The sequence below is a fragment of the Streptomyces sp. NPDC055506 genome (assembly GCF_053643595.1).
Genome location: NZ_JBSHKH010000129.1, coordinates 1 through 23,359, shown reverse-complemented (window position 1 = coordinate 23,359; position 23,359 = coordinate 1). Strand labels below are relative to the sequence as shown.

Here is a 23,359-nt window from a genome sequence, read left to right as displayed (position 1 = left end):
CGCCTGCGGTTCTCGCAGGCGCCCCCGGACCTGTTCCCACTGACCTCAGGGTGCTCAAAAGGACAGTCAGATCGCCTTTCTGCTGCGGATTTCGCAGGTAAAGAGGCATTGACGGGCTGCTTTTCGTCGGGGTTCGATGCTGCGCACATCCACCGCCGAGCCGATGGGAATCGCCGCATGACCGACACGCTCCGTCCTGTCGAGACAGCCGTGGCGCACGCGCCGGACAGTCACCCCAGGAAGCTCAAGCGCTCCATCGGAGTCGTCGGCGGCACCCTCCTCACCCTCTCGTGCGTGACCCCCGCCTCGACCCTCTTCGTGGTGGTCCCGGACCTCTTCGGCTCGCTCGGCACCGCCACCGCCCTCACCATCGCCGTCGGCTCGCTGCTCTGCGTGGCGGTGGCGTTCTGCTACGCGGAGCTGGGCACCCTCATCCCCAGCGCCGGCGGCGAGTACGCGATGGTCTCGACGATGGCCGGGCGTCTGGCGGGCTGGCTGGTCTTCGTCCTCTCGCTCCTGGTCGTGATGATCGTCCCGCCGGTCATCGCCATGGGCACTGCGGACTACCTCGCCCCGGTCGCCCACCTCGACCCGTCCTGGACAGGCGCCTCCGTCATGCTGCTCGCCACCCTCGCCGGCCTGCTGGACCTGCGGGCCAACGCCTGGATCACCGGTGTCTTCCTGGTCCTGGAGGTCATCGCGGCGGCCGTGGTCGCGGTACTGGGCTTCACCCACGCCGAACGCGGCCCCGACAGCCTGCTGTCGATGCAGGTGGCGGCCCCGAACGGTGGCACGGACACCATCACCGCCCTCCTCATGGTCTCCGGCCTGGCGATCGCCCTGTTCGTCACCCAGGGCTTCTCCACCGCCGTCTACCTCTCCGAGGAACTGGAGAACCCGCGCCGCACGGTCGCCCGTACCGTCCTGGCCACCCTCGCCATCTCCGCCGTGATCATCCTGGTCCCGGTCGTCGCCATCACCCTGGGCGCGTCCGATCTGACCCAGCTGACCGGCGGCGACATCGGCACCATGGTCACCGCCTGGTCCAACTCGGCCGTCGGCACGTTCGTCAGCCTCTGCGTGGCCCTGGCGATCATCAACGCCGGGATCGTCATGGTCATCCAGAACTCCCGCGTCCTGTTCGCCTCGGCCCGCGACAAGGCCTGGCCCGGCCCGGTGAACTCCCTCTTCTCCCGCCTCGGCCGCCTCGGCTCCCCCTGGGTCTCCACCCTCGCCGTGGGCGTCCCCGGCGCGGCCCTGTGCTTCGTGAACCTGGACACCCTGTACGGCGTCACAGGCGTCTCGGTCACCGGCATGTACCTGCTGGTCGCGATCGCCGCCCTGCGCACCCGCCGCGGCCCACACCGCCACACCCAGGCCTGGCGCATGCCCCTGTGGCCCACGGCCCCGCTCCTGCTGATCGTGGTCCTCATCTACATCCTGAGCGAGCAGGACCCGACGTACCTGCTCTGGACGGGCGGCATCACAGCGACAGCGACCTTGTACTGGGCCCTGTATCTGCGCCCACGCAGGGAGACACGGTGGCTGGTCTCGATCCCGGCGGACGAGCAGGCTCTTTAGGGGCGCGGGGAACTGCGCGACCAGCCACAACGCACCCGCACGCGGCAACACAGAGACCGCACCGAGCTCGAATCCGTACACCACCCGCAGTACGCCGAAACCCCGTGTACACCCCTGGAATGGCCCTCACTTCGGCCTCCGGTCGACAACTGTTCGACAGGTTGACCCCGTACCGTTGACGCATGGATCTTCGACTGCCCGGACTCCACGGGCTGCTTCGGAGGCCCCGGAGGCTCCTCGCCGCCGGGGCCGCCGTCGTCGTGCTCGCCGGCGCAGGCACATGGACGGCCGTGGCCTCCGACGAGGCGCCCCCCGTGCACCGCGCCGACCGCGTCATGGCCACGGTCGACGGGACCCGCATCGACACCTCGTTCTTCACCTCCGGAGGAGACCGCCGCCGCCCCGCCGTCCTGCTCGGCCACGGCTTCGGCGGCAGCAAGAACGACGTACGGCAGCAGGCCGAGGGCCTCGCCAGAGACGGCTACGCGGTCCTGACCTGGTCGGCACGCGGCTTCGGCAAGTCGAACGGGAAGATCGGCCTCAACGACCCCAAGGGCGAGGTCGCCGACGTCTCGAAGCTCCTCGACTGGCTGGCGAAGCAGCCACAGGTCGAGCTGGACAAGCCCGGAGATCCACGCGTGGGCATGGCGGGCGGCTCCTACGGCGGAGCCATCGCGCTGCTGACGGCGGGGCACGACGACCGGGTCGACGCCATCGCCCCGGCGATCACGTACTGGAACCTCGCCGACGCGCTGTTCCCGAACGGCGTGTTCAAGAAGTTGTGGGCCGGCATCTTCGTCAACTCCGGCGGCGGCTGCGAGAAGTTCGAACCCGCGCTGTGCCGGATGTACGAGCGGGTCGCCGAGTCGGGCAAGCCCGACGCCGAGGCGCGCGGGATGCTGGAGGAGCGCTCACCGTCCGCCGTGGGGAAGGACATCGACGTGCCGACCCTGCTGATGCAGGGCCAGTCCGACTCCCTCTTCCCGCTCGGCCAGGCCGACCAGGCCGCGAAGGCCATCCGCGCCAACGGCGCCCCCGTCGACGTCGACTGGATCGCGGGCGGCCACGACGGCGGCGACATGGAGACCGGCCGCGTCCAGGACCGCGTCACCACCTGGTTCGACCGCTACCTGAAGGACGACAAGGCCGCCGACACCGGCCCCGCCTTCCGCGTCACCCGCACCCTCGGCACCGGCTCCGGCGACGGCGAACCCCGTTTGACCGGCGTGACCTCGGACCGCTACCCCGGCCTGGAGGCCGAGCAGCGCTCCATCGCCCTGGCCGGCCGTGAGCAGCGCTTCGACAACCCGCCCGGCGCCAGCCCGCCCGGTGTCTCGGCCCTGCCCGGCCTCGGCGGCGCCGGCGGCCTCAGCCAGCTCTCCACGCTCGGCATCGGCATCTCGCTCGACTTCCCGGGCCAGTTCGCCGCGTTCGAGTCGAAGCCCTTCAGCGAAGACGTCCAGATCACCGGCTCGCCGACCGCCACCGTCCACGTGAAGTCCACCAGCGACGACGCCGTGCTCTTCGCGAAGGTCTACGACGTCGGCCCCGGCGGCGCCTCCCAGCAGGTCCTGCCCTCCCAGCTCGTCACGCCCCTGAGGGTCGAGGGCGCCAAGGCGGGCAAGGACGTCACCGTCACCCTCCCGGCGATCGACCACGAGATCGACGACGGCCACCGGCTGCGCCTGGTCCTCGCCTCGACGGACCTCGGCTACGCCTCCCCGGCCTCCCCGGCCACCTACACCGTCTCCCTGAAGGGCGATCTGAAGGTCCCCTCGGCCCTCGGCCAGCGCGACACCCAGGGCGGGCTGCCCGCCTGGGTGTGGTGGATGCCGATCGCCGGCGCCGTGATCGCCCTCGCCCTGCTCGTCACGGGCCACCGCCGCACCGCCGCCCCCGCCCCGCCCGACCCCGAGCTCGCCGAAGTCCCCCTCCAGATCACGGACCTGACCAAGCGCTACGCGAAGTCGTCCGAGCGGTACGCCGTCAAGGACCTCTCCTTCCGCGTGGAGAAGGGCCAGGTGCTGGGCCTGCTCGGCCCCAACGGAGCGGGGAAGACGACCACCCTGCGCATGCTGATGGGCCTGATCAAGCCGGACGGCGGCGAGATCCGCGTCTTCGGCCACGCCATCAGCGCGGGCGCCCCGGTCCTCTCCCGGGTCGGCGCCTTCGTCGAGGGCGCGGGCTTCCTGCCGCACCTGTCCGGCCGCGAGAACCTGGAGCTGTACTGGCGCGCCACCGGCCGCCCCGCCGAGGACGCGCACATGGAGGAGGCCCTGGAGATCGCGGGCCTGGGCGACGCGCTCGCCCGTGCGGTGCGCACCTACTCCCAGGGCATGCGCCAGCGCCTCGCCATCGCCCAGGCCATGCTCGGCCTGCCGGACCTGCTCATCCTCGACGAACCGACCAACGGCCTGGACCCGCCCCAGATCCGCGAGATGCGCGAGGTGATGATCCGCTACGCCGCCGCGGGCCGCACGGTCATCGTCTCCAGCCACCTGCTCGCGGAGGTGGAGCAGACCTGCACCCACCTGGTCGTGATGGACCACGGACAGCTCGTCCAGGCGGGCCCGGTCGAGGACATCGTCGGCTCGGGCGACACGCTCCTGGTCGGCACGGCCACGCCCGTGGACGAGCCCGTCGTGGAGAAGGTCGCCGCGCTGCCGGGCGTCGCCTCGGCCGTGCGCACCGACGAGGGCCTCCTGGTCCAGCTCGACGCCGACGGCTCCCCGCAGCGCCTGGTCGCCGAACTCGTACGTCTCGACGTGCCGGTGCGCTCGGTCGGCCCGCACCGCCGCCTGGAGGACGCCTTCCTCACCCTGATCGGAGCCGAAGCATGAGCAAGCTCGCCGAGCCGCCCGTCGAGGTCGCCAACGGCTACCGCGCGGGCCGCACCTTGCCCTTCCGCGTCGAACTGGTCCGGCAGCTGAAGCGGCGCCGCACGATGGTCATGGGCGGCGTCCTGTTCGCCCTGCCGGTCATCCTGCTCATCGCCTTCCAGGTCGGCGGCGCCCCGGGCGGCAACAACAACCGCGTGAACCTCATGGACACGGCGACGGCGTCCGGGGCGAACTTCGCCGCGGTCAACCTGTTCTCCGCCGCCGGCTTCCTGCTGGTCATCCCCGTCGCACTGTTCTGCGGGGACACCGTCGCCTCGGAAGCCAGCTGGTCCTCCCTGCGCTACCTGCTCGCGGCCCCCGTGCCCCGGGCCCGGCTGCTGTGGTCGAAGCTCTCCGTCGGACTCACCCTGAGCCTCGCGGCGATGGTCCTGCTGCCGGTCGTCGCCCTCGCCGTCGGCACGGCGGCCTACGGCTGGGGTCCGCTCGAACTCCCCACCGGCGGCAGTCTGTCCACGGGCACGGCGGCCCAGCGCATCCTGATCGTCGTCGCGTACATCATGGTGTCCCAACTGGTCACCGCCGCCCTGGCGTTCTATCTGTCGACCCGGACGGACGCCCCGCTCGGCGCGGTCGGCGGCGCGGTGTTCCTGACCATCATCGGCAGCGTCCTCGACGAGGTGACGGCCCTCGGCGACTGGCGCCACTTCCTGCCCGCGCACTGGCAGTACGCCTGGCTCGACGCCGTCCGGCCCCAACTGGAGTGGTCGGACATGATCCAGGGCACCTCGATCTCCGTAACGTACGCGCTCGTGCTGTTCGCCCTGGCCTTCCGCGGTTTCGCCCGCAAGGACGTCGTGTCCTAGGTCAACGGAGGATCTCCCACCGGTCTCGGTGGGCCGCCCCCGTGGCCGCTTCGAGACGCTTCCGCAACGCCCCGTACCGCACGTTCTCACCCCCTGCGCCGTCACAGTCGCAAGAAGCCGACACCGATGGACCCAGGGGGCACGGACGATGGAGCGGTACCGGACACGAAAACTGTTGCTCGCTCTCACGGCGGCGAGCGGACTCCTGCTCACCGCGTGCAGCGGAAGCGGCGACAGCAGCGGGGGCAGCAGGGCGGCCGACCGCGACGGCTACAGCTCGGGCCTGACCGCGCCCACGCACGGCGACGAACTCAGCGAGCGGGAGGACCACCGCCGGGAGAACCCCCGCCACCTCTCCACCTTCGCCCTCGACGTCGACACCGCCTCCTACGACTACGCCCGCCGCGCCCTCGCCGACGGCCGCTTCCCCGACCCCTCGACGGTCCGCCCCGAGGAGTTCGTCAACAGCTTCCGCCAGGACTACGAACGCCCGGACGGCGACGGCTTCTCGGTCACCGTCGACGGCGCCCGCACCGACGACGAGGACTGGTCCCTGGTCCGCGTCGGCCTGGCCACCCGCTCCGCGGAACGCACCGGCGAACGCCCGCCCGCCGCCCTCACCTTCGTCATCGACGTCTCCGGCTCCATGGCCGAACCGGGACGTCTGGACCTCGCCCAGGAGTCCCTGGCCGTGATGACGGACCGGCTGCGCGACGACGACTCGGTCGCCCTCGTCGCCTTCAGCGACGAGGCCGAGACCGTCCTGCCCATGACCCGCCTCGACGGCAACCGCGACGAGGTCCACGACGCCATCGAAGACCTGGAGATCCAGAACTCCACCAACCTCGGCGCGGGCGTCGAGACCGGCTACGAACAGGCCGTCGAGGGCCTGCGCGAGGGCGCCACCAACCGGGTCGTCCTGGTCTCCGACGCCCTCGCCAACACCGGCGACACCGACGCCGACGCCATCCTGGAGCGGATCTCCGGCGAACGCCGCGAGCACGGCATCACCCTCTTCGGCGTCGGCGTGGGCAGCGACTACGGCGACGCCCTCATGGAGAACCTCGCCGACAAGGGCGACGGCCACACCGTGTACGTGTCCGACCGCGGCGAGGCCCGCAAGGTCTTCTGCGAGCAGCTGCCGCGCAACATCGACCTCACGGCCCGCGACGCCAAGGCCCAGGTCGCCTTCGACCCCGAGACCGTCGAGGAGTTCCGCCTGATCGGCTACGACAACCGCCGCGTCGCCGACGAGGACTTCCGCGACGACCGGGTCGACGGCGGCGAGGTCGGCCCCGGCCACACCGTCACCGCCCTGTACGCCGTCCGCACCGAGCCGGGCGCCGAAGGCCACCTCGCCACCGCCACCGTCCGCTGGCTCGACCCGGACACCCGTGACCCCCACGAGGAGTCCGGCGACCTCGAGACCGGCGCCCTCCACGACTCCCAGCGTGCCGCCCCGAAGCGCTTCCAGGTCACCGCGGTGGCGGCCTACTTCGCCGACGCCCTCCGCCGGGGGGACGAGCGCATCCCGGGAGCCCCGGCCGGTATCCGGGAACTCGCCGACCGCGCCCGCGCGTTGGCCGACAGCACCGGGGACGGGGCCGTGGACGACCTCGCCGAGGCCGTCGAGCGGGCGGCCCGAGGGCGGGACCGATAAGCCTCCCGGCCCGCCCCCGCACGGCGGGCCAACCGGGTGAACCTGCGGAACCAATCCTCCCGCGACGGGTTGATGAGGCAGTAGAGCATGCGGTGCTGCGATTTTCACCGCTGCCGCTTTCTTCAAGCAGGAGGACGACTACATTGCGACAGACCCTGAGCAAGGGAGCGTTCGCGGCGGCCGCGGCCACGGGGCTTCTGTCCCTGTACGGCAGCCCCGCCCTGGCTGACGCCGACGCGTCGGGAGTGGCGAAGGACTCTCCTGGCGTGCTCTCCGGGAACAGCGTGCAGGCGCCGGTCCACGTGCCGGTGAACCTGTGCGGCAACACCGTCAACGGACTCGCGGCGTTCAACAAGGCGATCGGCAACTCCTGCGAGAACACCTCGCACAAGCCGAAGCACCACGACTCGGGCGCGGGCGCTGACGCCTCCGCGGTCGTGAAGGGTTCTCCCGGTGTGGGCTCCGGGAACAACGTGCAGCTGCCGGTCGACGCGCCCACGAACGTGTGCGGCAACTCCGTCAACGGCGGCGCGCTGTTCAACACGGCGTACGGCAACGACTGCGAGAACGAGTCGTCCGGTGGCGGCTACGGCCACGACCACCACCACGAGACCCCGTCGACGGACGAGGAGAAGACGCCTCCGGTCAAGGAGGTCCCCTCCAGGCCGGACCACGAGACCCCGGACTCCACGACTCCGGACACCGAGACCTCGTCCACCTCCGAGGAAGAGGAAGTGGAACTGGAGGAGGGCACGGTGCCCCAGCTGGCCGAGACCGGCAGCGAGGCCATGGCGGCCGCTTCGGCCGCCAGCGCCGCCCTGATCGTCGGCGGAGTGGTGATGTACCGCCGCGGGCGCACCTCCTCGTCCCGGTAGCCGTTCCCGGGCGCCGGACGCGACCGTCCGGCACCCGTGCTCCGCCCCACCCGCACCCCCCGTCGATCACGATCCGGGGGGTGTCGGCCGTCCCCCACCCCGCATGCCCCGGCCGGGTCCCCGCACGGGAAGGGCCGCTGGCGGCTCCGCAGCCGTCAGCGGCCCTTGGGGCATCTGCGGTTCCCCGTCAGCGGCGTACCGGCGACACCGACTCGCTCCGGTTGCCGTCCACCGGCGCGGGGACGGTGCCGGCCGCCGGCATCGCACCGAGCCGGCGGCGTACTCCCGCGACGAGCGTCGACGCCGTGAAGGCCGCGCCCTGGACGAAGCGCATCGCCGGGCCGAAGCCCGAGGCCGTCACCAGGCCCGCGAGGAACAGGCCCGGGTGGGAGGACTCGAAGCTGTGCCCGACCTCCGGGGAGCCGTCGGGCAGCGCCGCCAGCGAGCCGCGCAGCTCGGGGGCGAGCAGTCCGAGCCGGTCGCAGCGCGCCCGGAACCCGGTGGCGGCGATGACGTGTTCGGTCTCCAGGCTGCGCGGGGCGCCCGTACGGCTCACCGTGTCCAGCCGGACCCCGCCCGGCACCGCGGAAGCCGCCGCGACCTCATGGCCCGGCAGCAGCTCCACCACACCCTCCACCCGGTCCCGCACCCACCAGGCGCCCGCCGGTCCCAGCGCCGTGGTCGCGATGCGTGCCCGGGTCGGCTCCGGCAGCCGCCGGAACAGGCCCGGGCGCTCCGCGTAGAACCAGTTCCGCCAGCCGGGGCCGAGGCCGCTGTGCGGGGAGCGGGCCGACTGCCACCAGGGGCGCTCCCAGGGCGGCGGCACTTCGTTCCAGACCAGCTGTTCCGCCCGGGCCAGCACACGGACGCGCGTGCCTTGTTCGGCGAGCAGCGCCGCCGTCTCCAGCGCGGCCTGGCCGCCGCCGATCACCGTGACGTCCTTGCCGCGGAACCGGTCGAGGTCGCTGTGGTGGCTGCTGTGCGTCACCAGCGCGGGGTGCAGTCCGCGCAGGGCCTGCGGCACCTCGACGAACGGCATCACACCGACCGCCAGGGCCACCGCCCGCGCCTGCACCTCCTCGCCGTCCTCGGCGATCGCCGTGAAGCCGCCGGGCCCGGCCGTCACGCGGGTCACCGTGCGCTCGTCCACCCCGGGCACGGCGTTGCGCGCGAACCACAGGCCGTACTGCGCGAACGCCTCGACCGGGATCGGCTTCGCGTGACGTGCCGTCAGCCCTTGCTCGGCGCAGTAGACGTCCAGCCGCCACCGCCCGGCCGGGTCGGAGAGGTTGGACGCCCACGGCTCCGACTTCAGGAACATGCCGCGGGGCATGTTGTCGCGCCAGGACGCCATGGGCCGGCCGAACACGCGCAGGTTCAGCCCGGCGGCCGCGGCGTGGGACGCGATCGACAGGCCGTACGGGCCTGCGCCCACCACCAGAAGGTCGTACACCATCAGCTGCTCGCTTTCTCGTTGTCGGTCAGGGAGGGCGAGGCCGCCCGGGGGATCAGCCGGGGCGCCGGCGCCGCCACCGCCGGTGTCGTCGTGCCCAGCCGTTCACGCAGCCGGCGGGACACATGCCGGCACCACAGGGCCCACATGACCCGTCCGGGGGAGCGGTCGTCCCCGGCGTACCAGGCCAGTTCGCGTTCGCGGCCGCCCGGCGCCGCGCTCAGGGCGGCCAGCGGCGCGTAGTTCTCCACCACGAACGTCCGCCCGGCCAGCGGGGACCCGTCCGGCAGCGGACGGCCCGTCATGTCCAGGTGCAGGGCCCGGACGACGTCTAGACCCCCGCTGTCGGCGAAGAGCCGGAACTGGGCGCCGGTGCGCGGGTTGAAGTCGAGCAGGTGGTAGCGGCCCGTGGTGCCGCAGCGGCGGAAGTCGAGGTCGAAGATGCCCCGGTAGCCCAGTTCGTCGGTGAGCCGCTCGGCCAGCGCCTGCACCTGTGCGTTGGGCGTCCAGCAGCCCACCGCGGTCAGCCCCGCCCCGCGCGGCCAGGCCAGCTGCTTGCGGCCGGGACCGCCCGCGCGCACGGTTCCCGCGTGGTCGGCGTAGCCGTGGAAGAACCAGTCCCGGTCCGGCCCCGGTGCCAGATACGCCTGGAGCAGCAGCGGGCTGCCCGCCTCGCCGGTGCGCAGGAACAGCTCCCGGGCCTGCTGCACGGACTTCACCAGCACCGTGCTGCGCAGCCCGCTGCCGGCGGGCAGCAGCCAGGGCCGGCTCCACTTCGCCACCACCGGCAGCCCGAGCCGCCGCATGGCGTCGGCGACCTCGGCCGGGCTGTCGGGGACCAGCGTCTCCGGGTACGGGACGTCGACGGCCGCGCACACGGCGGCCAGTTCCGCCTTGTCGGCGACGCGCTCGGCCAGGGTGCCCGGCATCGCCGGCAGCAGATAGGAGGGGGCGAGTTCGTCCCGCATCCGGCCCACGGCGATCGCGCTCGCGTCGTCCATCGGGACCAGGACGGAGGGCCGCCCGACGTGCTCGGCCACGCGGCGCAGCACGGCGAGGATGTCGTCGGGGGAGGCGCCCGGGAGTGGCGGGGAATGCATATGGCGCACGTAGCGTGACGCGCCGACGGGACTTCCCGCGGAATCGGCGACGACATGTACCTCCACGCCCGCCCTGCCGAGCGAACGGGCGGCCCCCAGCGTTCCGTGGTGAAAAGGGTTCCGGTCGATCCGCAGTACTACAGCGGGGACGCGGTTGTCGAGCAGCGACACGAATTCTCTCTTTCTTTTCCGGTCGGCTCACCCGCACGGGCGAGCCCGGCACTCGAAAGCCGCAACGGCGGTGGCGTCATTGCCTTTTCTATGACTGACTTCATATGACTGCCCGTCAATAACAAAAACTCAGGCAGCAGTCCGGACGAGAGCGAAGAATGGAGCAGGCATGGCCCCACAGCACAAGCGGGCCGGGGTCCGCCGGCTGGCCCTGGGGGCGGCGGCGGTCGCCGCGTCGGCCGCCCTGGCGTCCGGCCCCGTGGCCGGGGCGGGGGTGGCGCGAGCCGCCGAACCCCGGGCTCCGGCGCCGACCCCACCGCCGCCGCCCGTGCCCACACCCTCGGCCCTCACGCCGCCGGCCGTCCCACAGCCGTCGACGCCGGGCCCGGCCGCCACCAGCCCGGCCGCCACCACCCCGGCGACGGGCGAGGAGGCCCCGGCCTTCGGTGTCTTCCTCAAGTCCGATGCCCGAGGCGTGGCCCGGATGCCGCTGTTCAGCCACTGGCTGGGCGGTACGGAGCTGCGCGCCGGCCACACCTATCTGCCGGGCCACCGCTGGCGCGACATCGAGGGTGCTCCCGGGTTCCTGGACGTGTGGGCGCAGTGGCGCAACAAGAAGGCCGACCGGATGCTCGTCCTCAACGTCCCCATGCAGGAGCGCAACGAGGAGGGCGTCTCCGACAGCGAGGTCCGACGGCTGCTGCAACGGGGCGCGGCCGGGGAGTTCGATCACCACTTCCGTGTCCTCGCCGAGCGGCTGGTGGAGTTGAAGGTGCCCGACACGGTTCTCGTGCTCGGCTGGGAGATGAACGGCACCACGTACACGCATCGCTGTGGGCCGGACCCGGAGGCCTGGAAGAAGTACTGGAACAGGATCGTCACCACCATGCGTTCCGTGCCAGGTCAAAAATTTCGGTTCGATTTCACGCCGAGCCGAGGCCGCGACGCCGTTCCCTGGACGAAATGCTATCCGGGGGACGACACGGTCGACATCATTGGCATGGATTCTTATGACCAGCCTGCCGGGATGTCGTTCGAACAACAGGTGAAAGAGCCCTACGGGTTGCAGGACCACGTGGATTTCGCCAAGGCTCACGGCAAACCCATTTCCTATCCGGAATGGGGACTCTTCCGCAACGGTGACAATGCCGATTACATGCGGGACATGCTCGCCTGGATGGAGGAGCACAAGCCGCTCTACAACACGCTGACCGACTACTGCCCGCACGGCGTGTGGCAGTGCGGGGCCAACCCGAAGTCGTCCCAGCTCTACCGGTCCGTCCTGTTCGGCCGTACCGACCAGGCGACCCCGCCCCTCGTGCCCACGCCGAAGCCGACCCCGCCCGGCACACCGCCGCCCCCGGCGGACTGCACACCGCTGGACCTGGGCAGCTGGGTGGAGGAGTGGCTGGGTGGGAAGCTCTGCCTGCGCTTCGACTGGTGGTAGTCCGGCTGGTCCGACGCGGCCCGCCGTCGTCACCGTTGTCCGCGGACATCGGCGGCGGCGGCCGGGCTCGGCACCGAGGGGGCCGGGGCCGTATCGTCCTCCTGGCCGCCGTTCCTCCTCGGCCGCGCCAGCAGGGCCAGGCCGCCCAGCAGACCGCCCGCGCTCGCGCCGACCAGACCGGTCACCGCCGTGGACGTGGAGGTCGGCTCGCTCGGCTCCACCGCACGAGAGAACTGCACCAGCCGCACATGGGTGTTGCCCCGGGTGTCGTCCGCGTGCCGGGTCAGCGAGCGGGTGACCGCGTTGGCCATGTCGACGGCGAGCTCGGGGCGCGAGGAGGTGGCCGAGACGGCGACCATCGGCGCGTCCGGCGAGGTCGCCGTGCGCACGCTGCGCTGCAGGGTGCGCACCGGCACACCCGCGTACACCTGCGCGTCCCCGAGCACCGCGAGCTGCGTGGCGACCCGGCCGTACGCCTGGGCGAACCCGAGGGCGGCGTCCGGTGAGGCTTTCCCCGCGGGCACGGCGATGACGTAGCTGGTGGCCGTGTACGTCGAGGGGGTGAGCAGGCCGTACGAACCGCCGAGCAGGCCCCCGACGAGGGTGCCTGCCGCGACCACGGACCACAGGGGAAGCTCCCTGAGGCGAGCCGGGGACAGGCGGTGCTGACGGATCGGAGTGTCGGTCATGAGGAGTTGGCTCCCGGAGAAGAGGGGGACGTCGAACTGGAGACCGCTGCCGCGTACACGTCCGTGAGACGGGCCGCGCAGTGGGTGATGCTGTAGTGGTGCGCTACCTCCGAGGCCGTGCGCGGCCGGGCACCGGCCGCCCGGACCTCGGCGATCGCACGGGCGTACGCCTCGGGGCCGCCGCTCACCCGCCGGGCACCGGCGGCGGGCGGCCCCGCGTCCTCGATGGCCGGGCAGGAGGCGTAGAGCACGGGCAGTCCGGCGGCCAGTGCCTCCACGGCCGCAAGGCCGAAGGCCTCCTCGGTGGACGGGGACGCGAGCAGATCCATCGCCGAGGTGAGCGAGGGCAGGTCGGGGCCCGGCGAACCGTCGGACACGTAGGGACGCTCCCCGGTGAACACGACACGGCCGGCCACTCCGGCCTCCTGGGCCGTGCGGCGCAGGACGGGCTCCTCGGGGCCGCCGCCCACCAGCAGCAGCCATTGGTCCTTCGGGAGCAGCGTCAGCGCGCGGACCAGGACGTCGAACCGCTTCCCTCGGCTCAGCCGGCCGACGCCGCCGACGACGAACGCGCCCTCCGGCAGGCCGAGGTGCCGGCGGGTGTGCTCGCGCCGCTCGGCGTCGAAGCGGAACCGGTCCAGGTCGATGCCGTTCGGGACGACCTCGATGCGCGGTCCCGGCACGCCCCAGCGCTTCAGGCGATCGGCCACCGTCGGGGAGACGGCGACCGTCGACGAACCGAGCCGCTCGCTGGCGAGGTACAGCCCGCGCACCCCCGCCGTCAGCCTGCGGCCCTCCATCTGCGAGTCGCCCAGGGAGTGCTCGGTGGCGACGACCGCCCGCACCCCGGCGAGGCGTGCGGCGAACCGCCCGTAGACACAGGCCCGGTACAGGTGCGTGTGCACCAGGTCGTAGCCGCCGGAGCGGATCAGCCGGACCAGCCGGGGCAGCGCGCCCAGGTCGCGGTTGCCGCCCATGCCGAGATGGGTGACGCGGACACCGTCGGCGGTGAGGCCCTCGGCGACCGCGCCGGGGTTGGTGAGCGTCACGACGTCGCAGTCGACGGGCAGATGACGCAGCAGCAGACGCAACTGCTGCTCGGCGCCGCCGACGCCGAGACCGGTGATGATGTGCAGAGCCCTCATCTCACAGGCCCTCCACCGGACGCCGGCGCAGCCGGTGCAGCCGGTGCTTGAGGTGCAGGCGCATGGCCGTGTCGTTCTGGCCGACGTGCACACGCGGCAGGGCGTGCGGACCGGTCAGCGGGCCCGGGTCGATGGCGCAGGCGTAGGTGTAGCCCGCTTCCCGTACGGCCTCGATGGCGCGGGCGTCGACCGTGCCGTACGGATAGCAGAAGCCGTCGACCCAGGCGCCGGTCAGCTCCGTGAGCAGCGCCCGGCTCTCGCCGACCTCTGCCCTGAGGGTGAGGTTGTCCGCCCGGGTGAGGTCGACGTGCGTCAGCCCGTGCGAGCCGATCTCCACGCCCTCGGCGGCCGCGTGCCGGATGCCGTCCGCGGTCAGCAGCGGCTTGCGCGGGCCGAGCGGGTCCCAGGCGTTGTCGCCGCCCAGCCGCCCGGGCAGCACGAAGAGGGTCGCGCGGCAGTCGTAGCGGCGCAGCAGCGGCAGGGCCTCGGTGACGAAGTCGGCGTACCCGTCGTCGAAGGTCAGCCCGACCAGGCCCTGTGCCTCGCCCCGGGCGCGGGCGGCGAGCAGCTCGGCCACGGACACGCCCCGCAGTCCCCGGCGGCGCAGCCACGCCAGCTGCCGGTCGAGCCGCTCGGGCGTGACCGTGATGCGGTACGGGTCGTCCGAGCAGTCGCCCACCGAGTGGTACATCGCCACCCAGGGGACAGGGCCCTTGTGCGGGGCCGGGGGTCTGCCGGTGTCGAGGGAATCAACGGAAGCGGCCATGTGCGAGCCTTCGTGTGACGGCGCGTAGGGAGCGCAGAGCGGACGCGGAGCCCTGGGCACCGAGGGCCCAGGTGAGCGGAACGAAGACGAAGGTCACGGTCAGGAAGCCGGCCGCGAGGCCCGCCGCCGGGGAGTCCGGCCGGCTCGCGGCGAACGACCCCGCGAGCGTGGCGACGACGGCCGCCCCCGCCAGCCTGCTCAGCTCGGCCAGGACCTGCGGGACACGGACCGAGACGCTGTGCGGGCTGGTCGGCCGGCCCGAGCGCAGCCCGGCGAGCAGCAGGGCGGCCGTGACGGTGATGCCGAGGGCGTTGGCCGCGGCGATCCCCGCCACGCCCCAGGGGTGCACGGTCGCGGCGCCGACGAACGACGTCACGACGATGCCCGCCGTCATCGCGCCCAGGGGATACCAACGGGCCCGGCCCGCCGAGAAGTAGGCGCGCACAAGGGCTCCCACCAGGGTCTGGCCCAGCAGCCCGAAGGCGTAGACGCGCATGACGTCCGCCGTCGCCGCGGTGTCGCCCGCGGTGAACGCACCCCGCTGGAAGAGCAGTTCGATCATCTGCGGAGCGCAGGCGATCACCGCGCACATGCCCAGCAGCACCAGACAGGCCGCGAGCGCCAGATCCCGCTCCACTCGGCGGCGGGCCCGTGCGGTGTCGCCGTCCGCGAGCGCCCGCGCCACCACCGGGAAGGTGACCGTGCACACCATCAGCGACAGCGTCATCGGGATCTGGGCGACCTTCTGCGCGTAGTTCAGGTGCGAGATGGCACCGGCGGGCAGGCCGGAGGCGAGGAAGCGTTCGGCGAGGACCTGCGACTGGCGGCACAGCGCGAAGAGGAGGACGGCGGCGACCAGGGCGACCTGCATCGGCCGCTCCTCGACGACGGCCCCGGTCTTGGCGAGGGGCTGGGCACGCGAGGCCAGTCGCCGCCACAGCGACGGCACCTGCACCGCCACCATCAGACAGCCGCCCGCCGCCACCCCGACCGCGGCGGAGCGCACGCCCCAGCCCTCGCCGAGGAGGAACATCGCGGCGATGATGCCGGTGTTGTAGGCGACGTAGATCGCCGCGGGCGCGAGGAAGCAGCGGTGTGCCCGCAGGGCGGCGCTGCAGTACCCGGCGAGCCCGAAGGCCAGCACGCAGGTCGCCGTGATCCGGGTGCAGTCGGCGGCGAGCCGCGGGTCGGGCAGGCCGGGTGCCAGGGCCTGGACCAGGTAGGGAGCGGTGCCGGCGACCAGTGCGGCCACCGCGGTGAGGGCGAGGCACAGCCGGGGCAGGGTGGCGCCGACCAGGGCACGGACCGGGTCGCCAGGGGCGCCCCGGGCGCGGCGGGCCAGCGCCATGCTGAACGCCGGGATCAGCGCGATCGCCAGCCCGTCCTCGATGAGCAGCGTGGCGGCGAACTCCGGCACGGTCCAGGCGACGAGGAAGGCGTCCGTGTCGCTCCCGGCACCGAACAGCCGCGCCAGCGACTGGTCGCGCACCAGGCCGAGCAGCGAGCCGGCGATGGACAGCGACGCCGTCACCAGCGCGGCTCTGGCCAGGAAGCTTCCGGAGGCCGAACCCGACGCCGAGGCCGCCGGGTCGGCACCGTCCCCGGCCTTGACGGCGGCCCGCGCCGGGGGCACGGTCGCCGCGCCGTCCGTCTCGGGACCGGGGGTCTGCGAAGGCACCACCGTCATCGCGCCATGGCCTCCTCGGCGCGCTCCCGCACCCGGGCCCGGAGCGGCTCCGCACGGGTCTCGCCGGCCAGCGCCCACCACGCCACGAGTCCCATGGCCACGGCGATCAGCACGGTCGAGGGACCGCCGATGTCTCCGTACACGAAGTCGGTCAGCAGCCACACCAGCAGCCCGCAGGCGATGAGCCCGCAGTCGAGTCCCGGGCCGCGGTCGCGGACGCGCAGCAGCCGCCGCACCCCGCACACCAGCAGCGCCAGCCAGCTCCCGGCGAGCGCGAGCAGCCCGATCAGGCCCTGCTCGCTCAGCACCAGCAGGTACATGTTGTGCGGCGACAGCAGCGGCTGGCGCTGGTACGCCACTCCCGCGCCGTCGGTCTCGCTGCCCGACGACAGCGCCAGCGTGGCGTGCCCGTCCCGGTACTCGGGAAAGCCCTTCAGCCCGACGCCGGTCAGCGGGTGCCCGCGCCAGATGTCCGTGGCGGACGCCCACAGGGTGTACCGGTCGACGACGGACTGGTCGGGGGTGTCGGCGACCTGGGCGATGCTGTCGATCCGCTGCTGCAGCAGCGCCGAGCCCACGCCGAACCCGCCCACCAGGATCACGCCCGAGGCGACCGCGGCCGCGGCCACCTTCAGCGCGCGCCGCCACCCGGTCAGCACCAGCTGCACGGTGCAGGTCAGGACGGTCGCGATCCAGGCTCCCCGGCTGAAGGAGAGCGCGAGCGGCAGCATCAGCACCAGCGCGCACCCGGCGGCGGCGAGCCGCTGCCGGGCGGAGACCCGGCCGAGCGCGATCCCGACCGCGCACACCAGGCCGAGCGAGACCGCCGTCGCCATGCCCATCACGTCCTGCGGCCCGAAGGTGCCCACCGCCCGGATGTTCGCGCCCTGATAGGAGGCGCCGGTCCGGGTGATGAACTGGTGGACGCCGACGGTCCCCTGACACAGACCCAGACCCACGAAGGACCAGGCCACCAGCCGGAAGCCGGCCCGGTCGCGGAGCAGGAGCAGCACGGCCGCCGGGACGAGGACGAAGGTCTGCAGATAGCGTCCGAGGCCGGTGAGCCCGGCCTCGGACGAGAACGCCCCCATGGCGGCGATCGCGAGCCCCACGACGGGCAGGCCCAGCACCGCGGCCGCGGCGGGCGACAGCGGGCGCCGCCGCTCGCGCAGGAGCCGGATCACGCAGTAGACCACCACGAGCCCGGAGAGCACATCGGCGGGCCCCGCGCCGTCCGGCGACCGGGGCAGGGCCAGCAGGGCGGGTACGGCCACCACGGGCAGGACCGGCGTCAGCGCGACGACGCGGCGCGGGAGCGGTGTCAGAGCGAGGCTCACCTCTCAGCTCCCCGTCGGACGGACCACCGTGGCCGCGGTGCGCAGCAGGATGCACACGTCCTGCCACAGGGACCAGTCGTCGATGTAGGCGTTGTCGAACCGGCAGCGGTCCTCGATCGAGGTGTCGCCGCGCAGCCCGTGGATCTGGGCGAGGCCGGTGATGCCGGTCCGCATGCGGTGGCGGACCGAGTAGCCGGGGTACGTCTGGCCGAACTGCGCGACGAAATAGGGGCGTTCGGGCCGCGGCCCGACCAGGCTCATGTCGCCCCGGAGCACGTTCCACAGCTGGAGCAGCTCGTCGAGGGAGGTGCGCCGCAGCATCCGGCAGAACCAGCGCATCTCGTTCTCGTTGGCCACGCTCCACCGGGTCGCCGACTCGTGCTCGTCGACCGGGCGGTGAGTACGGAACTTCAGCAGCGTGAACGGCTCCCCGTCCTTGCCGATCCGCTCCTGCCGGAACACCACGCCCGGCCCGTCGCTGAGCCGCAGCGCCACGGCGAAGGCCAGCAGCAGCGGGCCGGCCAGCAACAACAACGCCCCCGACACCAGGATGTCGAGGGCCCGCTTGCCGGCGCTGCCGTGCCGGGCCGGGGACATGTCCAGACGCCGGCAGGAGAACCCGGCCAGCCGCTCCCGCGTCGCGTACGACGGGGAGTCGGCGTCCACTTCCCAGACCACGCAGCCCGACTCGGCCAGTGCCCGCAGCAGCGGCCCCTGTTCCGCGCGTACCGAGGGGTGTACGGCCAGCACCGCCCGCACCCCGTTCTGGATGACCGCCCGCTCGACCTCCTCGGCGGTCGTCAGCACCGGCAGGGTCTCGGTGCCGTCCGGCTGCTCGGCGACGATCCCCACCGGCCGCACCCCGCACCGCGGCTGACGCAGGACGGCGGCGGCCACGCGCTGCGCGGTCGCGACCGGGCCGAGGACGAGTGCGGTGTGCGGGTGGCGCAGCAGCGCGGCGCGCCGCCGCGCGTGCACGGCTCCGCGCAGCACACAGCCGGCCGTCGCCTGCAGCGCGAGCCCCATGAGCACGGTACGGAGGGACAGCGCGTGCTCCGGCCGGTACGCCGCGAGGAGTGCCGCGAGCGCCAGCCAGGCCACCGCGACGCGGCCGCACACGGCGGGCAGTTCCTCCAGCAGCCCTGGTACCGGCGGCCGCCCGTCGCGCCGGCGCAGCAGCAGCGAGAGGAGGATCAGCAGGGTGACGAACAGTGGCTGGCGCGGGATTTCGGCGAGCGCGGGCGCGCCCGCCAGGGCGGCGACGCCGTCCGCGGCGAGCAGCGGCACGGGCGAGGGCGGCCGGGCCGGGCGCCGCGGGCCGGACAGCCGGAAGCCGGGGGCGGTGCCGCGCGGCGGCATGACCGAGACTGGTGAGGATCCGTGCTCCCGTGGCGGTACGCCGGGGGAGGGCACGGTACGTTCGGCGGTCACGAGTGGATGGACTCCCTGTACTCGGTGGGCTCGACGCGCTGTGTCGTCCGGTTCGGCTCGGCGCCACGCCCGGGGTCGAGCCGCTGACCGTGCTCAGCGCCGGTGTTGGCGGCGGTCCATGGGCCGAGCAGATCGCGGTAGACGTCCGAGACGGCCTCGGCGGTGTGCCGCACGTCGTGGGTCGACAGCACGTGCCGGCGGCCCTGCTCGCCGAGCGACTCGCGCAGCAGCGGGTCGATCAGCAGCTCGGTGACGGCCCCGGCCAGTGCCGCCGGGTTCTCCGGCGGGACCAGGCAGCGGGCGGAGAAGGCGGGCGGCAGGCTCTCGCGGGCGCCGTCGACGTCCGTGACCACCACGGGCCGCCCGCAGGCCATCGCCTCCAGCGGTGCCAGGGCCATGCCCTCCCAGCGGGACGGCAGGACGACGAGGTCGGCGACCTGGTACCAGGGTGAGGCGTCGGCGACGGCTCCCGCGAACACCACGGATTCCGGGGCGTCCTCGCGCAGCCGGTCGTGGTCCGGCCCGTCGCCGACCAGGACGAGGCGGGCGTCGGGCACCCTGCGCACGATGTCGTCCCACGCCCGTAGCAGGACGTCCTGCCCCTTCTGCCGGCACAGCCGCCCCACGCACACCACGAGCGGTGCCGCCGGGTGGATGCCGGTGAGCGGTGCGAGGCCGGAGCGCACGAGGCCGGCGGTGGCCGGGTGGAAGCGCTCGGGGTCGATGCCGTTGGGGACGACGGTCCACCGGCCGGTGATCCTGGCGCCCATGCCGGTCGCGCGCTCCGCCTCGCTCACACACACCGTGCGTGAGGCCCAACGCGCGCCCCAGCGCTCCCACATGAGCGCCAGGGCCGCGGTGGGCCCGCCGACCGCCTCGAACGACCAGGCGTGCGGCTGGAAGACCGTCGGGATCCGCCCGCGTACCGCGAGCCGTCCGACGAGTCCGGCCTTCGCGCTGTGCGCGTGCACCAGATCGGGACGGACCTCGTCGATCACCCGTGCCAGATGCCGTACCTCCCGCACGAGCGACGTACCCGGCGACCGCGTCGCGTGCCAGTGCCGTACGCGCGCGCCGAGCGTCCGCAGTCTCGTGGTGAGCACGCTTTCGGGGCAGGCCACGGTGACGTCCAGGCCGTCCGACAGCTGTGCCGCGACCAGGTCCGTCACGACGCGCGCCACGCCGCCTTCCACCGGTTGGGTGAGATGCAGGACTCTGGGGTGGGGAGCGGTGGATGACAGTTGCATGTGCGCGGATTCCTCGCTCGCGAAGGCGTTCGGGGCGGGCGGCGACGTACTCACCGCCGTGCGTCGACGGCGACGAAGAGCACGCCGGCCCATGCCGCGTCCTGCTGGGACTGGATCCGGAAGGTCGCCTGGTCGCCGCCCTGCTGCAGACCGTCTCCGAGGTCGAAGACATCGGAGTCGTAGCCGAGGGTGTTGGCGTGGGCGGGCACCCGGGACACATCCGCCCCGGGCTCGCTGATGGTGGAGTTGAGGACGTCGTCCCGGGGGTTGGCGCCGTTGCCGAGAGCGACCGCGGACTGGCCGGTCGCCACGGTGAGAGAGTCGCCGCCGGTGCCGCGGTCGCCGTTGTACGTCACCAGGCCCGCACGGCCCCACGCGCCCGCGGCGAAGCCCAGGCCGGTCACGCGGATCTCCTGGGCATTGGACCTGAGCGGGGTGAAGCCGTCCCAGACCGCGAGGTTCCGCAGCGGTTCCGACGGGTTCTCGTAGGCCACCACGAGCGTCCAGCCGCCCCATGCCCCGGCCGTCGACCTGCCCATGGCGATGTTGATCTGCGCCACGGTGTACAGGCCCGATCCGCCCTCCCGCACCAGCCCCGTCACGTCCGCCGAGGCCTGGAAGGCGTCCATGCCGTCCAGCACGCGGTGGCCGACCAGCGTGTCGGCGAGCAACTGCTTGTACTCCCCGCCGGGTTCGGCGATCAGCACGCGCCCGTTGTCCTCCGGCGGCTTCTGCTCGCCCACCCGCAGGTTGCCGCCCCAGTAGAGGCGCGCGTACGTCACCCGGGAGCCGCTGGGCAGACGGACCTGCGAGCGGGAGGAGTTGTAGGTGTTGGGGTCGCGGTCGACATCGACGTAGAACATGTCGAAGTCGCCGTTCGCGGCGACACCGCCCGCCTGCGCGTCCGGGCACGAGGGCCGCTGGGCCGCGCGGCAGGTGATCGAGGCGTTGGCAGCGCGTACGATGCCGCCGTGCTGGAGCGCGCGGTACCGCTCGGCGAAGGCGAGGCTCTCGGCCTCCGGCGAGGGCGCCGCGGCCGGCGCTGCGGCCGGGGAGCTGCTGGCTGCCCACACGGCGGCAAGGGCGAGGGCGCCCACGGTCGCGCGGCGAAACAGCGGGCCCAGGGAATGGCGCATGACCGGTCGTTGCCCTTTCGGAACAGGTGGCCGTGGCAGCAGCGCCACGAGTGCGATGTGTCCGCGCTGAGGAGTGCGTCGGGCGGTTCGCAACTCTAGTCATCAATCGGACATAGTCGATGAAATTCGGTGAAGTCTGACAAGTGTGTCGGAATCGTGAAATCGCAAATGTTTGCTGGTTCGGACCGACGCCCCGGTGCCCGCGCGCCGCCTCTGCCCGGCGGGGGGCGCCGCCATTACTCCATCAGGGGGTGACGGCCATGCGACCTGACAAAGCGTCTGATCAGGCCGGACGCGGCGAAAGGGGGAATTATGTATTCCCTAAAAGCCTATGAATGCTTGCGGAAAGTCCCTGTTTCTTTCACGGTGGGCTCAAGATCCATCGCCGTCGAAAGGAATCCCCATGCGTGCTCTGCCCGCACGGCGCATCGCGTCCAGCGCACTGTGCGCCGCCCTTCTGGTCGGGATCACCGGCCCCGTCGCCATGGCGGCCGACTCGGCCCGCGGGCACGGCCATGTGGCCTCCGATGCCCGGCTTCCCGGCGCTGATGTGCGCCTCGTACAGATTCAGAGAATCAACTGGGGCACGCTCACCCCCGTCGCCGACCTGCTGAACGCCGTACTCCGGGACAACAACGGCCGGCTGACCGCGGCCGAGGCCATCAGGCTGGGAGACGCCGCGAAGGCCGCCCTGGCCGAGGCGGCCGCCGAGGACGCGCACACCCCGGCCCCCGTGGCGCCCCTGACCCCGGCGCCGGTCATCCTGCCGGCTCCCGCCCTGCCCGCCCTGCCCGCCATGGTGCCCGAGCGGCGTGCCGCCGACCCTGTGACCGACCTGCTGGATCTCGTGCTGGGGGCTGTCAACGGCCTCCTGGAAGGGATCACCGGTGGTGCCGGAGGCCTCCTTCCCCTGGTCGACGACCTGCTGGGCGGAGCGGACGAACTCCTCGCCGAACTGACCTCGAGCGAACCGGTGCTGCAGGACCAGGAAGCTGTTCCGTCGGCGACGTCGAGCATGACGTCCAACATGACGGTGACGTCGGAAGCGGAGCCCTACGACTTCTTCTCGACCCAGACCTCGGTGCTGACGCCGGTGGTGCCACCGGCCCCTTGAGCCCTCCCAGTCGTGGTGCCGGCCTCGGAGAGCGGCGCCACGACTGCTGTTCTTTCGCAGCCCGAGATCCGGTCCTTTAATAGATCTCGTATGAGGTATTGGCAATCTTCGGCAGTTCCGGTTTCCGCCCAGGCCAGGGCTCGTTAGGCACGGCGACAGAAACCACTCCGGCGACGTGCGTTGCCGAAGAAAGGAACACGATGAAGTCTCTGAAGGCTGCCGCCGTCTTTGCCGGGTCCTTGATCGCCGCCGGTTCCGCCACCCCGGCGTTCGCCCATGACGCGATGGTCGCCCCGAGCGCCCCCGCCGCTCAGAGCGCCCCGGATGTGCAGAGCGCTCCGGTTGCCCAGAGTGCCCCGGCCGCCCCCGTTGCCCAGGCCGCCCCGGTTGCCCAGTCCGCTCCGGCGCAGAGCGCTCCCGTGGCGCAGAGCGCTCCGGTCGCCCAGGCCGCTCCGCAGCCCGCTCCGCAGCCGGCTCCGGTCGCTCAGCCCGCTCCGGCTCCCCAGCCTGCCCCGGCCGTTCAGAGCGCTCCGGTCGCTCCGCCTGCCCCGCAGCCCGCTCCGGTCGCTCAGCCCGCCGCCGCCCCCGAGCCCGCTCCGGCCGCCCAGAACTCGCGCGACCTGGCCTCCACCGACCTCACCGGCGGCGTGAGCACCAAGGTCCCGCTGGACGTGACCGCCGAAGGCAAGGAGTCGCTGGTCCACACGGTGAAGAACGCCGCTGGCACCGTCAACGAGGCCAAGCCGGCGCACGGCAACCTGTGGTTCTAGGGCTGGAACAACGCCCTGCGGAGGGCCGGTCCTCGGAAAGTCCGAGG

The 23,359-nt window shown here is 72.8% G+C and carries 18 protein-coding genes; 8 read left to right on the top strand and 10 right to left on the bottom strand.

Annotated features, from left to right (window positions below; genetic code table 11):
* Positions 1–177: 177 nt before the first annotated feature.
* From ACWIF2_RS33405 to ACWIF2_RS33385, 5 genes are all read left to right on the top strand, one after another.
* A complete protein-coding gene (locus ACWIF2_RS33405) occupies positions 178–1,581 on the top strand; it encodes an APC family permease (protein WP_454364638.1) in 1,404 nt (467 codons plus the stop codon).
* 182 nt (positions 1,582–1,763) lie between these two features.
* Positions 1,764–4,421: a CocE/NonD family hydrolase gene (locus ACWIF2_RS33400; RefSeq protein WP_454364637.1), complete on the top strand. Its 2,658-nt coding sequence runs from the start codon at positions 1,764–1,766 to the stop codon at positions 4,419–4,421.
* On the top strand, positions 4,418–5,284 hold the full coding sequence (locus tag ACWIF2_RS33395) for an ABC transporter permease (RefSeq protein ID WP_454364636.1): 867 nt from the start codon (positions 4,418–4,420) through the stop codon (positions 5,282–5,284). The genes ACWIF2_RS33400 and ACWIF2_RS33395 overlap by 4 nt, the downstream gene beginning before the upstream one ends.
* A gap of 148 nt (positions 5,285–5,432) precedes the next feature.
* On the top strand, positions 5,433–6,944 hold the full coding sequence (locus ACWIF2_RS33390) for a YfbK domain-containing protein (protein WP_454364635.1): 1,512 nt from the start codon (positions 5,433–5,435) through the stop codon (positions 6,942–6,944).
* A gap of 143 nt (positions 6,945–7,087) precedes the next feature.
* Positions 7,088–7,819, top strand: coding sequence for a chaplin (locus ACWIF2_RS33385; RefSeq protein ID WP_454364634.1), 732 nt, complete (start codon positions 7,088–7,090; stop codon positions 7,817–7,819).
* 187 nt (positions 7,820–8,006) lie between these two features.
* On the opposite strand, the gene ACWIF2_RS33380 is transcribed toward ACWIF2_RS33385, so the two are convergent.
* Complete coding sequence (locus tag ACWIF2_RS33380; protein ID WP_454364633.1) at positions 8,007–9,275, bottom strand: NAD(P)-binding domain-containing protein; 1,269 nt, start codon at positions 9,273–9,275, stop codon at positions 8,007–8,009.
* Positions 9,275–10,543: a carboxylate--amine ligase gene (locus tag ACWIF2_RS33375; protein ID WP_454364632.1), complete on the bottom strand. Its 1,269-nt coding sequence runs from the start codon at positions 10,541–10,543 to the stop codon at positions 9,275–9,277. Before ACWIF2_RS33375 ends, ACWIF2_RS33380 begins: the two co-directional genes overlap by 1 nt.
* A 169-nt stretch (positions 10,544–10,712) precedes the next feature.
* On the opposite strand from ACWIF2_RS33375, the gene ACWIF2_RS33370 reads away from it, so the two are divergent.
* Positions 10,713–11,990, top strand: a complete 1,278-nt coding sequence (locus ACWIF2_RS33370) for a glycoside hydrolase family 26 protein (protein ID WP_454364631.1) — start codon at positions 10,713–10,715, stop codon at positions 11,988–11,990.
* A gap of 29 nt (positions 11,991–12,019) precedes the next feature.
* On the opposite strand, the gene ACWIF2_RS33365 is transcribed toward ACWIF2_RS33370, so the two are convergent.
* From ACWIF2_RS33365 to ACWIF2_RS33330, 8 genes are read right to left on the bottom strand one after another with little or no spacing between them, the layout of a single operon-like run.
* Entirely contained in the window at positions 12,020–12,679 is a 660-nt protein-coding gene (locus ACWIF2_RS33365) for a lipopolysaccharide biosynthesis protein (protein WP_454364630.1), read from the bottom strand.
* Positions 12,676–13,824, bottom strand: coding sequence for a glycosyltransferase (locus tag ACWIF2_RS33360; RefSeq protein ID WP_454364629.1), 1,149 nt, complete (start codon positions 13,822–13,824; stop codon positions 12,676–12,678). The genes ACWIF2_RS33365 and ACWIF2_RS33360 overlap by 4 nt, the downstream gene beginning before the upstream one ends.
* A gap of 1 nt (position 13,825) precedes the next feature.
* Positions 13,826–14,590 (bottom strand): polysaccharide deacetylase family protein, encoded by a 765-nt coding sequence (locus ACWIF2_RS33355; protein ID WP_454364628.1) that lies wholly within the window; start codon positions 14,588–14,590, stop codon positions 13,826–13,828.
* Positions 14,574–16,277 carry a murein biosynthesis integral membrane protein MurJ gene (gene murJ / locus ACWIF2_RS33350; protein ID WP_454364627.1) on the bottom strand — a complete coding sequence of 568 codons (1,704 nt, stop codon included), beginning with the start codon at positions 16,275–16,277 and terminating at the stop codon, positions 14,574–14,576. The genes ACWIF2_RS33355 and murJ overlap by 17 nt, the downstream gene beginning before the upstream one ends.
* On the bottom strand, positions 16,274–17,614 hold the full coding sequence (locus tag ACWIF2_RS33345; protein ID WP_454364626.1) for an O-antigen ligase family protein: 1,341 nt from the start codon (positions 17,612–17,614) through the stop codon (positions 16,274–16,276). Before ACWIF2_RS33345 ends, murJ begins: the two co-directional genes overlap by 4 nt.
* A 3-nt stretch (positions 17,615–17,617) precedes the next feature.
* Positions 17,618–19,045 carry an exopolysaccharide biosynthesis polyprenyl glycosylphosphotransferase gene (locus ACWIF2_RS33340; protein WP_454364625.1) on the bottom strand — a complete coding sequence of 476 codons (1,428 nt, stop codon included), beginning with the start codon at positions 19,043–19,045 and terminating at the stop codon, positions 17,618–17,620.
* Positions 19,042–20,292: a glycosyltransferase gene (locus ACWIF2_RS33335; protein WP_454364624.1), complete on the bottom strand. Its 1,251-nt coding sequence runs from the start codon at positions 20,290–20,292 to the stop codon at positions 19,042–19,044. Before ACWIF2_RS33335 ends, ACWIF2_RS33340 begins: the two co-directional genes overlap by 4 nt.
* Before the next feature lie 50 nt (positions 20,293–20,342).
* A complete protein-coding gene (locus ACWIF2_RS33330; RefSeq protein WP_454364623.1) occupies positions 20,343–21,428 on the bottom strand; it encodes a DUF3344 domain-containing protein in 1,086 nt (361 codons plus the stop codon).
* A 403-nt stretch (positions 21,429–21,831) separates the two neighbouring features.
* Between ACWIF2_RS33330 and ACWIF2_RS33325 the strand changes: the two genes are divergently transcribed.
* Entirely contained in the window at positions 21,832–22,542 is a 711-nt protein-coding gene (locus ACWIF2_RS33325; protein ID WP_454364622.1) for a hypothetical protein, read from the top strand.
* Positions 22,543–22,742: 200 nt separating this feature from the next.
* The gene (locus tag ACWIF2_RS33320; RefSeq protein ID WP_454364639.1) at positions 22,743–23,312 is read left to right on the top strand and encodes a hypothetical protein; all 570 of its coding nucleotides are present in this window, start codon (positions 22,743–22,745) and stop codon (positions 23,310–23,312) included.
* Positions 23,313–23,359 lie beyond the last annotated feature (47 nt).

Bases quoted from the DNA above. Each gene is read 5' to 3' on its own strand.
- ACWIF2_RS33360 (WP_454364629.1), bottom strand. From the start codon at position 13,824: ATGAGGGCTCTGCACATCATCACCGGTCTCGGCGTCGGCGGCGCCGAG.
- ACWIF2_RS33320 (WP_454364639.1), top strand. From the start codon at position 22,743: ATGAAGTCTCTGAAGGCTGCCGCCGTCTTTGCCGGGTCCTTGATCGCC.
- ACWIF2_RS33370 (WP_454364631.1), top strand. From the start codon at position 10,713: ATGGCCCCACAGCACAAGCGGGCCGGGGTCCGCCGGCTGGCCCTGGGG.
- ACWIF2_RS33355 (WP_454364628.1), bottom strand. From the start codon at position 14,590: ATGGCCGCTTCCGTTGATTCCCTCGACACCGGCAGACCCCCGGCCCCG.
- ACWIF2_RS33365 (WP_454364630.1), bottom strand. From the start codon at position 12,679: ATGACCGACACTCCGATCCGTCAGCACCGCCTGTCCCCGGCTCGCCTC.
- ACWIF2_RS33395 (WP_454364636.1), top strand. From the start codon at position 4,418: ATGAGCAAGCTCGCCGAGCCGCCCGTCGAGGTCGCCAACGGCTACCGC.
- ACWIF2_RS33380 (WP_454364633.1), bottom strand. From the start codon at position 9,275: ATGGTGTACGACCTTCTGGTGGTGGGCGCAGGCCCGTACGGCCTGTCG.
- ACWIF2_RS33405 (WP_454364638.1), top strand. From the start codon at position 178: ATGACCGACACGCTCCGTCCTGTCGAGACAGCCGTGGCGCACGCGCCG.
- ACWIF2_RS33335 (WP_454364624.1), bottom strand. From the start codon at position 20,292: ATGCAACTGTCATCCACCGCTCCCCACCCCAGAGTCCTGCATCTCACC.
- ACWIF2_RS33400 (WP_454364637.1), top strand. From the start codon at position 1,764: ATGGATCTTCGACTGCCCGGACTCCACGGGCTGCTTCGGAGGCCCCGG.
- murJ (WP_454364627.1), bottom strand. From the start codon at position 16,277: ATGACGGTGGTGCCTTCGCAGACCCCCGGTCCCGAGACGGACGGCGCG.
- ACWIF2_RS33390 (WP_454364635.1), top strand. From the start codon at position 5,433: ATGGAGCGGTACCGGACACGAAAACTGTTGCTCGCTCTCACGGCGGCG.
- ACWIF2_RS33325 (WP_454364622.1), top strand. From the start codon at position 21,832: ATGCGTGCTCTGCCCGCACGGCGCATCGCGTCCAGCGCACTGTGCGCC.
- ACWIF2_RS33330 (WP_454364623.1), bottom strand. From the start codon at position 21,428: ATGCGCCATTCCCTGGGCCCGCTGTTTCGCCGCGCGACCGTGGGCGCC.